This window comes from Acinetobacter sp. ANC 4470 (assembly GCF_002135335.1).
In the GTDB taxonomy this organism is placed as follows: domain Bacteria; phylum Pseudomonadota; class Gammaproteobacteria; order Pseudomonadales; family Moraxellaceae; genus Acinetobacter.
In genome coordinates this window covers 119,501-132,003 of record NZ_NEGC01000007.1, presented here as the reverse complement: position 1 = coordinate 132,003, position 12,503 = coordinate 119,501, and the positions used below count along the sequence as shown (strand labels likewise).

11 protein-coding genes and 1 rRNA gene are annotated in these 12,503 nt (G+C 38.4%); 11 read left to right on the top strand and 1 reads right to left on the bottom strand.

Annotated features, from left to right (window positions below; all coding sequences use genetic code 11):
* The first annotated feature begins 34 nt into the window (after window positions 1-34).
* From rrf to hisC, 8 genes are all read left to right on the top strand, one after another.
* Window positions 35-149 (top strand): 5S ribosomal RNA (gene rrf / locus B9T25_RS11630).
* A gap of 438 nt (window positions 150-587) precedes the next feature.
* Window positions 588-2,048, top strand: a complete 1,461-nt coding sequence (locus tag B9T25_RS11625) for an RNA polymerase factor sigma-54 (protein ID WP_086188581.1) — start codon at window positions 588-590, stop codon at window positions 2,046-2,048.
* A gap of 173 nt (window positions 2,049-2,221) precedes the next feature.
* Window positions 2,222-2,554: a ribosome hibernation-promoting factor, HPF/YfiA family gene (gene hpf / locus B9T25_RS11620; RefSeq protein ID WP_086188580.1), complete on the top strand. Its 333-nt coding sequence runs from the start codon at window positions 2,222-2,224 to the stop codon at window positions 2,552-2,554.
* A 136-nt stretch (window positions 2,555-2,690) separates the two neighbouring features.
* A complete protein-coding gene (gene ibaG, locus B9T25_RS11615) occupies window positions 2,691-2,942 on the top strand; it encodes a BolA family iron metabolism protein IbaG (protein ID WP_004650949.1) in 252 nt (83 codons plus the stop codon).
* Window positions 2,943-2,948: 6 nt separating this feature from the next.
* Entirely contained in the window at window positions 2,949-4,205 is a 1,257-nt protein-coding gene (murA, locus tag B9T25_RS11610) for a UDP-N-acetylglucosamine 1-carboxyvinyltransferase (protein ID WP_086188579.1), read from the top strand.
* Window positions 4,205-4,900: an ATP phosphoribosyltransferase gene (hisG, locus tag B9T25_RS11605; RefSeq protein ID WP_086188578.1), complete on the top strand. Its 696-nt coding sequence runs from the start codon at window positions 4,205-4,207 to the stop codon at window positions 4,898-4,900. The genes murA and hisG overlap by 1 nt, the downstream gene beginning before the upstream one ends.
* Window positions 4,901-5,114: 214 nt before the next feature.
* Entirely contained in the window at window positions 5,115-6,404 is a 1,290-nt protein-coding gene (gene hisD / locus B9T25_RS11600; protein WP_086188577.1) for a histidinol dehydrogenase, read from the top strand.
* Between the two features lie 75 nt (window positions 6,405-6,479).
* A complete protein-coding gene (gene hisC, locus B9T25_RS11595) occupies window positions 6,480-7,568 on the top strand; it encodes a histidinol-phosphate transaminase (protein ID WP_086188576.1) in 1,089 nt (362 codons plus the stop codon).
* Between the two features lie 4 nt (window positions 7,569-7,572).
* Here the strand turns inward: hisC and pabB are convergent, their stop codons facing one another.
* Complete coding sequence (gene pabB / locus B9T25_RS11590; protein WP_086188575.1) at window positions 7,573-8,916, bottom strand: aminodeoxychorismate synthase component I; 1,344 nt, start codon at window positions 8,914-8,916, stop codon at window positions 7,573-7,575.
* Window positions 8,917-9,171: 255 nt separating this feature from the next.
* Here pabB and B9T25_RS11585 point away from each other — a divergent pair, with 255 nt between their 5' ends.
* The 3 genes from B9T25_RS11585 to B9T25_RS11575 all read left to right on the top strand — a co-directional run bounded on the left by B9T25_RS11585 (window position 9,172) and on the right by B9T25_RS11575 (window position 12,495).
* Window positions 9,172-10,185 (top strand): DUF6160 family protein, encoded by a 1,014-nt coding sequence (locus B9T25_RS11585; protein ID WP_086188574.1) that lies wholly within the window; start codon window positions 9,172-9,174, stop codon window positions 10,183-10,185.
* 206 nt (window positions 10,186-10,391) lie between these two features.
* Entirely contained in the window at window positions 10,392-11,225 is an 834-nt protein-coding gene (locus B9T25_RS11580) for a C39 family peptidase (RefSeq protein ID WP_086188573.1), read from the top strand.
* 46 nt (window positions 11,226-11,271) lie between these two features.
* Window positions 11,272-12,495, top strand: a complete 1,224-nt coding sequence (locus B9T25_RS11575) for a hypothetical protein (RefSeq protein WP_171262768.1) — start codon at window positions 11,272-11,274, stop codon at window positions 12,493-12,495.
* Window positions 12,496-12,503 lie beyond the last annotated feature (8 nt).

Below are 12,503 nucleotides of genomic sequence, written 5' to 3'. Positions count from 1 at the left end.
AATAAGACCCAAGCAAGTATCCATAAACAGTTGTGCTGGCGACAATAGCAAGAGTGAACCACCTGATCCCTTCCCGAACTCAGAAGTGAAACCTCTTCGCGCTGATGGTAGTGTGGGGTTACCCATGTGAGAGTAAGTCATCGCCAGCTCATTATTCCTAAAACACCCCCAACAAGCGTTGGGGGTGTTTTTTTATGGGGCTAAAAAATAAGTCAAAATAAAAGGCTCTAAAAGAGCTTATAGATATTTTAACTGCTAGATACGAAACAAAGTCTTGTTATTTGAATATGGCTCTTCTCTATTGGAGGCTTTGGTAATGGTTTGTGATTAAGCTTATTATAATTTTTAGCTAGAGTGATTTCTATTTTTTAGGGATTTAATGATCTATAGCTTTTTAAATATAAAAAGTAGGCTGCTGGTTTCTAGTTGGTATATATTTTTATTAATATGGGTGTATATACGAAAACTTATTAGATTTTTTTTTAATCTATTTTTAATTTGTATTATTTTTAATAAAACTGTGCTATAAAATCATAAATCGGCATGAAAATTGCTTATAAGGGCTATTGAGAAAGTGTAGAGGTAATATGAAGTTATCGGTTGGATTAAAAGTTGCGAACTCCTTGTCGTTGACACCGCAGTTGCAGCAGGCCATTCGTTTGCTTCAACTATCGAGTCTGGAACTTGAGCAAGAAATTCAAATTCAATTGGATAGTAACCCTTTATTAGAAAAAGTAGAAGAACAGTCGAATATAGAGAGTCTATCTTCTTTGGAAGAGCAAGAAAAAGAATATGACAATAAAGATCTAACCAATGAATTGAATGCGAATACTTTACCTGATGATTTACCTGTCGATACGGATTGGGATGATATTTATACCCATCAGCCAACGAGTCTAGGTTCACCTGAATATGAGGAGCGTGAAGATAATCGTCAAGGGCATTTGAGTTTAAAAGAGCATATGCTTGAGCAGATTAATTTATTGCATTTTTCACAGGTTGATCGCCTTATTGCACATTGTATAGTGGATTCTTTAGACGAAAAGGGTTTTTTAGATGCAGAAGTTGCTGAAATAACAACCTCAGTTCAGCATTTATTGGAGTCTATGGATTACGATGATGAAGTTGAAGATGATGAAGTTATTGTTGTTTTAAAGCATATTCAGCATCTTGATCCTCCTGGGGTAGCATCACGTAATTTAGCTGAATGTTTGTTAGTACAATTAGAAAGTTTAGCGGTTCGAACATTGTATCGTCGTGAAGCAATGATTTTATTGAGCCATTATGAATTATTAATTTCTAATGAATTACCAAAACTGGTAAAACAAACTGGTTTAAATCCAGATCAATTAAAATGTGCTGTTGATTTGTTAAAGACATTAAAAGCTTATCCGGGAATGGAGTTTGAAGAAAAAGATTCGGACTATCAAATCCCAGATATTGTAGTTATTAAGAAAAATGCGCATTGGCAAGTGCAATTAAATCCAGACATTATGCCGAAATTACGCATTAATTCTTTTTATGCCAACATGATTAAACGTGCAGATCAAAGCAATGATAATCAATACTTACGCAATCAAATGTTAGATGCCAAAAATTTTATTAAAAGTGTGGATGAGCGACATAAGACCTTATTAAAAGTTGCAACATGTATTGTTGAACATCAAAAGATGTTTTTAGAAATTGGTGCAGAAGGGATGAAGCCTTTGGTGCTTCGTGATGTTGCAGAAGAAGTCGATTTACATGAATCTACGATATCACGTGTAACGACGAATAAATTTATGCTGACGCCACGTGGCTTGTTTGAACTGAAATATTTTTTCTCCAGTCATGTCGCGACAACTTCAGGTGGAGAAGCCTCCTCCATTGCAATTCGTGCCAAAATTAAAAAGCTAATTTCTGAAGAAAATCCGCGTAAGCCATTGTCAGATAATATTATTGCTACTGTATTAAAGGAGGGGGGGATTGATGTAGCACGTCGGACTGTCGCTAAATATAGAGAGTCGTTACATATTCCATCATCTTCTGAACGAAAAGTATTGATCTAAATTTTAAAGTGTGGCTATTCTAGAGATTCATTATGACAAGATAATGAATCTCTTTTTTACTTAAGGAATGGCCAGAATGATTTAATGTTCAATGTGCAGGATTTATTTTTTGCTGTCATTAGGTCGATGTGGTGATTGCTTTATTACCCTAAAAGAAGGTGAGGGATAGAACTATGCAAATAACAATCCGTGGTCATCATTTAACGATTACCCCTGCAATTGAAGAAAATATTCGGCTTAAATTTTCGCAAATAACAAAGCATCTAGATCAAATAAATAGCATGCAGGTGAAACTTTCAAAAGATCATCAAATTGATAAACATTCTAAAAAAGGCAGTGATAACCATATTGCTGAAGCAATTATTCGTTTACCTGGAATAGAGATGTTTGCTCAGGCCAGTGCTGATGATATGTATACCTCGATTAAAAAATTAACAGAAAAACTAAAAAGACAATTGCATAAACATCGGGAAATGCAGGCCGCGTATCAGCCTTTACTTGTATAGTTTGTTTTTTAAATAAAAAGAGGTTTTGAGTGACCTCTTTTTTATAGATAAAATGTTAGAGGTTAATGATTTATTTTTCATATTTATAGTAAAATGGTAGGTTTTTACACCGTTGGTCCTATAAGAGGTCTTTGTGATGAATAGTGAACAGCTCACTGAAATTTTAAAAGCTGCTTTTCCAGAGGCTGAAGTTGCGGTTAGTGGGCAAGGCGGTAAGTTTGATCTTCGAATAGTCGATGAGCAATTTGAAGGGAAACGTCCTGTCGCACGTCAACAAACGGTTTATGCTCCGTTAAATTCATATATTGCCAGCGGTGAAGTACACGCGGTAACTATTCGTGCAATGACCAAAGAAGAATGGCGTAAAGCAAGCTTATTCGGAGCTTAGAACTAAATGGATAAATTTTTAATTCAGGGCGGTGTTAAGCTCGAAGGTGAAGTACGTATCTCTGGTGCAAAAAATGCAGCGTTGCCTTTACTTGCGGCCATGATTCTTGCAGATAGCCCGATTACCTTGACTAATGTGCCAAACCTTAAAGATGTCAATACTTTAGTTGAGTTGATTGGCGGTTTAGGTGTGCAAATTTCTTATGAAGGTGACACAGTTAAAGCTGATGTTTCTACATTAGATAATCAGTTTGCGCCCTATGAGTTGGTAAAAACCATGCGTGCATCAATTTTGGTGCTTGGTCCATTATTAGCGCGTTATGGTAGTGCACAAGTGTCACTTCCTGGTGGTTGTGCTATTGGTTCACGTCCAGTTGATCAGCATTTAAAAGCATTAGAAGCTTTAGGTGCACATATTGAAGTCGAAAATGGTTATGTGCATGCCAAAGTCGATGGTCGCTTAAAAGGTGGCGAAGTTATCTTTGATATGGTGACTGTGGGTGGCACAGAAAATATCTTAACTGCGGCGGTCTTGGCGGATGGTGTAACCACGATTCGTAATGCTGCACGTGAACCTGAAATTACCGACCTTGCGCAAATGTTGATTAAAATGGGCGCAAAAATTGAAGGTTTAGATACAGATACTTTAGTGGTAACAGGTGTGGATAGTTTACATGGCTGTGAATATGCTGTGGTTGCTGACCGTATTGAAACGGGTTCATATCTTGCTGCTGCTGCAATTACAGGCGGTAAAGTGAAAACGACACATACTGATCCAAATCTTCTTGAAGCTGTTTTAGACAAATTCGAAGAAATGGGCGCAGAAGTGACGCGTGGTGAAGATTGGATTGAACTTGACATGATGGGCAAACGTCCGAAAGCAGTCAGTTTCCAAACTTTACCTCATCCAGAATTCCCAACAGATATGCAAGCACAGATTATGGCAGTGAATGCCATTGGTAGTGGTTTTGCAACGATTTCTGAAACGATTTTTGAAAACCGGTTTATGCATGTCCCTGAGCTTTCTCGTATGGGCGCAAACATTCAGGTTGAAGGTAATGATGCTGTTGTGACTGGCGTAGAAAAACTTTCTGCAGCACCAGTAATGGCAACCGATTTACGTGCTTCATTTTCTTTGGTTTTAGCTGCTTTAGCGGCGGAAGGGGAAACATTGATTGACCGTATTTATCATATTGATCGCGGTTATGAAGATATTGAAGCGAAGTTACAGGGTTTAGGTGCCCAAATTAAGCGAGTAAGTTAATGAGTGATATGAGAAACGATGATCCAAACTTTGACGTAATGGGCAATTTTGATCATGGTTTAACTTTAGCATTAAGCAAAGGACGTATCTTAAAAGAAACTTTACCATTGCTTGAAACTGCAGGAATTAACTTACTGGAAGATCCAGATAAATCACGTAAGTTAATTTTTCCAACGACACATAAGCACGTGCGTATTTTAATTTTACGTGCCTCAGATGTACCAACTTATGTGGAAAATGGCGCGGCTGATTTAGGCGTTGCTGGTAAAGATGTGTTGATGGAGCATGGCGCACAAAATGTGTATGAGCCACTCGACTTGAAAATTGCCAACTGTAAACTCATGACAGCAGGTAAAGTCGGTATGGTTCGTCCGAAAGGTCGTTTAAAAATTGCCACTAAATATGTAAATCTGACTCGTCAATATTATGCGAGTCTGGGTGAGCAGGTTGATGTGATTAAACTTTATGGCTCGATGGAACTTGCACCATTGGTTGGTTTAGGTGATTACATTGTCGATGTCGTTGATACGGGTAATACATTACGCGCCAATGGTCTTGAGCCACTTGAAGAAATTTGTACCGTTTCTTCTCGCCTCATTGTCAATAAAGCCAGCTTTAAACGTAAGCAAACGCTGTTAAATCCAATTTTAGCGCAACTTGAAACAGCGGTTGCAGAGCGTCAAAGCCAAAAATAAAGATTAATCTTGTTTGGGTTGAAAAACCGTCGTGAGTCACGACGGTTTTTTTATGGTCAATGTTGAGCCGTTATAATACCGACAAAATTATTTTCTGAATCATTTCAAAAGTTATTTTCCATTAAGCTTAAGCGATAGATGTACTATTGATACCCAAAAATGCAACGAAACAAGGTAAACTAATCTTTTCTTCACTCACCTTGTAGGTAAATTGATGCGACGTTTATCGACTCAAGATCAAGACTTTCAACAAGTCTTTGCCGATTTATTGGCGTTCGAAACAGTCAACGATCCAGAATTGTTAAAAACAGTAGACCAAATCATTGCAGATGTTCGTAAGCATGGTGATGAGCATGTTTTAAAATTAACACAACAGTTCGATCGACATCCTGCGCATCAATTCTCAGATTTGGAACTGACTCAAGAAGCATTAAAGGCAGCATTTGAGGGCTTAAATAGCGAAGTGCGTGAAGCTTTGGAGCTTGCAGCAAGCCGTATTCGCGAATTCCACCAAGTGCAAAAGCAAGAAGGTTGGACCTATGTGGATGCCTTAGGAAATACGCTAGGTCAAAAAATCACACCGCTTGATCGTGTCGGGATTTATGTACCAGGTGGTTTAGCTTCTTATCCGTCTTCAGTACTGATGAATGCTGTACCTGCACATGTTGCGGGTGTGCCTGAAATTATCATGGTAGTGCCTGCACCAAACGGTGAGTTAAACCCATTGGTGTTGGCAGCTGCCTATTTAGCAGGCGTGAGTCGCATTTTTACCATTGGTGGCGCGCAAGCAGTTGCAGCCTTGGCATATGGCACAGAAACCATTCCATCGGTTGATAAAATTACTGGACCGGGGAATCGTTTCGTTGCTGCTGCAAAACGCGCGGTGTTTGGTCAAGTGGGTATTGATATGATTGCAGGGCCATCTGAAATTTTGGTCTATGCCGAAGGTGAGAATAACGCGCAATGGTTGGCGATGGATTTATTGTCACAAGCTGAACATGACACCGTTGCACAAGCGATTTTCATCACACCCGATGAGCAACTTCTAAATGATGTTGCACAAGCCATTGAAGAACATTTAGTTGCCTTACCCAAAGCTGAAATTGCACGGATTTCAATAGCCAATCGTGGTGCTTTAGTTTTGGTAAAAGATCGTCAAGAGGCGATTGAGTTGATTAACCAAGTAGCAGCTGAGCATTTAGAGTTATGTTTAGATGAAGCCCAAGAAATGGCGGAACATATTCGCCATGCTGGTGCAATCTTTATGGGGCGTTATACCCCTGAAGCAATTGGCGATTATTGTGCAGGGCCAAATCACGTATTACCGACATCGGGTACGGCACGTTTTTCATCGCCATTGGGTGTGTATGATTTCCAAAAACGTTCTAGCTTGATTATGTGCTCGCAAGAAGGGGTAAAAACCCTTGCGAAAACCGCTGATATTTTGGCACAAGAAGAAAACTTGGATGCACATGCACGTTCAGCACGTTATCGTTATCAATAAGCTTTGATTGATATAAAAGGCTGATTGATCAGCCTTTTTTAAAGCCTAGAATAGATTTGATTGAGATATTGAAAGATGAAAATCACAACAGAACAAATGCGTTTTTGGAGTCCTGAAGTACGTGAATTAGAACCGTATGTACCGGGCGAGCAACCGAAAATCCAAAACTTACTTAAATTAAATACCAATGAAAATCCATATCCACCATCACCTAAAGTAGTTGCAGCGGTACAAGCCGTTTTAGCTGACTCTGCCGACGTATTACGTTTATATCCAGATCCAGAGGCTTCTGCATTAAAGCACGCAATTGCGGCGCAGCAGAATGTTGATGTTGCAAATGTCTTTGTCGGTAATGGTTCAGATGAGGTTTTGGCGCATATTTTTAAAGCATTTTTTGTGCAACAACAGCCTATTCTTTACCCTGATATTACCTATAGTTTCTATCCCGTTTATAGTCAATTTTTTGCAGTCAAAACCAAAGTATTGCCGTTAAATGATGATTTTGAAATTGTGGTAGATGATTATAAACAAGCCAATGGCGGCATTATTATTACCAATCCCAATGCACCAACCAGTATTGCATTGGAGGTCTCTGCTATTGAAGAAGTGTTGCAAGCCAACCCGAATTCGGTGGTGGTGATTGATGAAGCTTATGTTGACTTTGGTGCGCAGTCTGCGGTTAGTTTGGTGGAAAAGTATGAAAACTTAGTGGTGTGTCAAACTACATCGAAATCAAGATCACTTGCGGGTTTACGTGTTGGTTTTGCAATTGCGCAACCGCATTTAATTGCGGGTCTTGAAGCGGTCAAAAATAGTTTTAATTCTTATCCAATGGATCGTTTTGCAATCGCTGCAGCGGTCGCCTCATTTGAGGATCAAGCTTACTTTGAAGCACAATGCCAAAAAGTGATTGCAAGCCGAGACAAGCTGGTGACGGAATTAGAAAGCATTGGTTTTAAGGTTTTACCATCGAAAGCCAATTTTATTTTTGCATCATTACCAAATAAAGATGCAGGTGAATTGGCAGCACAATTACGTGAACAAGGTATTATTGTGCGTTATTTCAATAAACCGCGTATCAACCAATTTCTACGTATTACCATTGGTACAGATGAGCAAAATCAACGTTTAGTAGATACCCTAAAAAATAACATCTTAGCTTAATCTTTTAAGTTTCAGATGCTTTCTGCCATGTGTTGAGTAGGTCAAGCATGGCAGAAATTTTATCAAAACATTCTTGATATTCTGCATCGCAATCTGAAGCGATTGTCACACCACCACCTGCCCATAACGAAACATCGTTTTGATACTTTTGGATGGAACGAATCAAAATATTCCAAGAACCTGTACCATCAAAATTAAAATAACCAAGACTGCCGCAATAAGCACCTCGTGGAGCACCCTCTAGTTCATCAATAATTTGCATGGCACGGATTTTGGGTGCGCCGGTAATTGAGCCACCGGGTAGTGCAGACAGGAGGACATCAAAGGGATTGGTATCATCTTTGAGCGTGGCTGTGACTTCGCTGACCATATGATGAACTTGATTAAAAGATTCAATTTCAAAAAGTTGTGGGGTTTTTACTGAACCTGTTTCAGCATAAATACTCAGATCATTGCGTAGTAAATCGACAATCATGACATTTTCAGCTTGATCTTTTTTAGAATCAATCAAGCGTTGTTTCGATTTTTCATCCTGCCTTGGGTCAGTATAACGAGGCATCGTCCCCTTAATCGGGCGAGTCACAATTTTTCGATTTTCTTCAAAATCAATGAAAAGTTCCGGTGAGCAGCTTAACAATTCAAAATCATCAATTTTTAAATAACCTGAATAGGGGGCATCGGTGAGTTTCCAAAAATCTTCAGCGATATCTAATAAGTAACCTTGCGCTTTTGCTGTAAATTCTTGAGTTAAATTAATTTGATAGCAATCACCGCCTTTAATATATTCTTGTACTTGCTTAAATGCAGATTGATATTCATTTTTACTCCAACGTGCATTGCATGGTTGAGTCAGTTGGAAAGACTGATTCTTTTTGTTGGTTAATGCCTCTTGAATAAACTGGAAAATTTCTTCAGCCTCATCTTCATCACTAAAAAAAGTCCAACCTTGCTCAGTGAGTTTGAGATAGCTGCGATAAATACCTAAAAATAAAGCAGGTTGTTTTTTTTCTTGAATAGAAACTTGCTGTTGTGCAGCATCATCATAACTGATGAAACCAATCAAACCGCCGTTAAAATCAGAATGATCGGTTTTGGCATTGTCTTTAAAAAACTGATTAAGATGAATAGAGGATGGTTTTTCTTGGTATTGGTGTAGAGTGACCCGTTTGAAATTTTGAGTGATTTGATCTTGTCTCAGCATATATTCAGATGCAAAAAAAGCAATCACGGGGTGGTCTACATTTTTTAAATAAACCAAATGTGTGAGATGCGATAAAGCAGAAAGTATTTGAGCAGGACTAAGCCATTGTTCAGTCAATAAATTTTTAAAAATAACGGGATTATTCATACGATGTTAAATTTTAAAAGGCACAGATAAGACTATTCTATAACAATGTTTATGCATAAAAACTGTAAATACCGTTTATCGGTAACATCTAGATTGCGACCAACAGCAGTTGAACAAAAAATGACACAGAGATAACTTAACTAGGGCAAATAGGCTGCTCAAGGAAAAGATTCACTATTGTCAAAAAACAAAAAACAATAGGTGATATCGAGTGGTTGACAATCAAAAAAATAATACTCTTGGGAGAGTACAAAGATGAAAAAATTTACTAAACTTGCTTTAGTTTCTTCATTAGCAATTAGTGCAAATGCGATGGCAATGCAAGCAATGGATGATGCTTCATTGGGTGCGACTACTGGTCAAGATGGTATTAACATCGGGATTGGTATTTCAAAAATTGAAATTGAAAAACTTTATATTCACGATAATGATGGTTTAGCTGCAGCAGGTGTAGCAGGTGATGCTGGCTTTGGTGGTACAGCCACAGCTGGTGCAATTGTTATCAAGGGTAATGGCACTGGTGTCACAGCGACTAAAGGTATTGTGATTGGTGCAAACTATGATAATGCTGGCGCGTTTCTATTAGCATCACGTAACTTGGCAGATTTGCAAATTGATAGTGATGCGGGTACAGGTGCTAATGGTGCATTTATCAATATTGCTGCTCAAGTTTCTGGCTTAGATATTAATATTGGTGAAATTGGTGTTACTGCTTCGAATGCTGTTCCAGCAGCTGGTGCTACTTCAATTCGCCGTGGTGGTAAAGATAATGCAGGTGCAGGCCAAAATTACAACGCAATCTTAAGTGGCTTATCGCTTAAAACAGGCCAAATGACTGCTAATATTCAATTGGGTGCGGCTCCTCAAGGTGCGATGATTAAATTAAATACTAAGATGGTCGGTGGTCTTGAGATTACGAATCTAGGTATTTTGGATAATTCAACTAAACAGGGTACGGGTGATGGTACTACTGGTAACCGTGCTGCTGGTGAGATTTTTGTTGAGAGCATCAAGGTTGCAGATGCAAATTCTACAGATTTAACAATCAAGCAAAGTGTTAGTGTAATTGGTAAGGAAGGAACGAATAATGGTTATATTCGTATGGTCAGTAGCTCAGGTCCAATTGATAACTATGTAAAAGGAATCCATTTAGGTAGCCGTACTGCTGGTTCAATTGGTGATGTAGAGGTTCAAGGTTTACAAACTTACTTCAGCCCAGCTCAGGGTACTTATGTTCCTGGTTCAATAATTACCATTTCTGGTCGTTAATTTTGAATAGAAAAAAGCGCGTGATTTCACGCGCTTTTTTTTACAAAAATAGTGTGAAAGTTTTCAAAAAAGCTAAAAAAAGTAAAAAAAAGCTGTTTTTTTTTATAAAAAAAGGTATCTTCATTTTACATGGATGTAGAGTATTTGCTCTAGAAAAATAATGAACAAAGGCGCGTCATGCCGATAACTAGAAAAGTTAAAAAGATATGTTAGAGATCGCATTAGGCTCGGCATTGATGTACTACTTTGCCACTGAAGCCTTTGAAATTAAGAAAAAACCAGCGGAAGCTGTCTATTACACAGAAACATTGGATTCTCGACAAGATTCTTTTAGTCGGATGCATCGTGAGCCTGTTCTAATCAAACCTGCTTTAGAGGATCAGTTTCGTGGCATTGTCCGTCAAGCATATGACTATAGCTGTGGGTCTGCAGCATTAACGACATTGTTAAATGGATATGTGGGTACGCAATTATCTGAACAACAAACCATGAATGGTCTGTTGAAGTTTGGTGAAACTGAAAAAATTATTGAACGTCGAAGTTTCTCTCTTCTGGATATGAAGCGTTTTGTCGGGGCATTAGGTTTAGAAAGTGGTGGATATAAAGGTGAGTTTTCAGATTTAGTCACACAGGCTCAACCAGCGATTGTGCCGATTTCCTATGCAGGATTTAAGCATTTCGTTGTCTTTAAGGCTTATAAGAATGGTCGTGTCTATGTAGCTGATCCAGCATTGGGGAATATTAGTTTTGATGAACAGCGTTTTAAAGATATTTGGGAAAACAATACGCTTTTTTTAATTAATGTCGCTCCTGAGCAAAGAAAAAAATTCTTAGCACTTCAAGATTCAGATTTAAGACATGTAGAGGATGCGACAGTGAATCGCTATGCTTTTGTTGATTTGCAATATCCCCAATTTTATATGGATAAAATTGCAGATAAAGCATCAACCATTCGTTTAGATAAAAATTTAAATGAAGACTCAGAGAATTTTGGTAAACCCACATACAATTTTTTACGTCTTTATTACAAGAGTAAATAAAGTTTAAAAGTGACAGATTAAAAAAATAAAAATGGTGAGATGGAATATGAATCGTAAATGGATGAACAAAACTTTATTGGCTTTGAGTATTCAAGTGGCAATAGGGGGGGCATATGCAGCAGAAGAACCAGCACTTGGTGAGTATGAAGTTGTTGATCAACAACAAACAGAGGTTGATTTAACAGCTTCACAGGCGACTCCTTCTCAATCAGGGGCAGTAGTAGAGGAACCAGCACTGGGTGGGTATGAGGCTGTAGCTGAGCCAACAGTTATATCTAGCCCCTCACAATCTTCAGCAAATAATTCAGTAGCGGCAACGCAACCTGTTAATGAACAATCACAGGCATCTTCAGCATTACAACAGCAAGAAGGTGATGCCAGTAAAGAAGCAAGTTTACAAGAAGTTTTTACCTCAAATGAAAGGCAGTATTCATTAATCAAAAAAGGTGATATTTCATCTTATTATGATATTGATTATACGTATTATCGTGATACGCAAATTGATGCTGAAATGGCCAAAGGTCAGCTTTATCAATTACGTGTTCAAGAAAATGCAACACATTCAATGACCAATACTTTTACTGCGCAGTATGGTGTCCTAGATAATTTAACCTTTACTGCTTCTTTGCCATTAGTCGCAAAAACAGATTTATTAAAAGATACCTCTACAGCAGGCTTAGGTGATATTTCTTTTGGTGCACGTTGGGAACCTTTTCCGCTAAAAACAGGCCGATTACCGCTGATTTTATTTGGTAATGTATCGACTAAAACAGGCGATAGCCCGTATGAAGTAAATGCAACTGATGACTTGGGAACAGGAAAAGGCTATTACTCAGCGGGTGTTGGTGCGAGTACACGTAAATATATAGATCCCGTCGTACTTTTTGCTTCTGTTTCAGCGAATTATGGATTTAAAGAATCGGGGCTTAATCAGAGACGTGGTTCACGTACTATTGATGAGTTTGAACCTGGGATTAGTGGCGGGTTTGCTTTTGGTTTTGCTTATTCGTTTAACTATGATGTTTCTATGACGATGTCATATCAGCAAAGTTTTAATACTGGGTCGGAATTTACTTATAGTTCTGGTGAAAATTATTCTCCCGCTGATCAGACCAGTTCTACTTTGGCAATTTCATTAGGTGTTCGTGTCTCACCAGAGACAATTGTAAATGGAACTGTGGGCATAGGCTTAACAGAAGATGCACCTGATGTATCGTTAGGTTTATCGTTCCCACTTGATATTTTAGGTTTCGGTAAGAAACTACGCTAAGAGGGTGG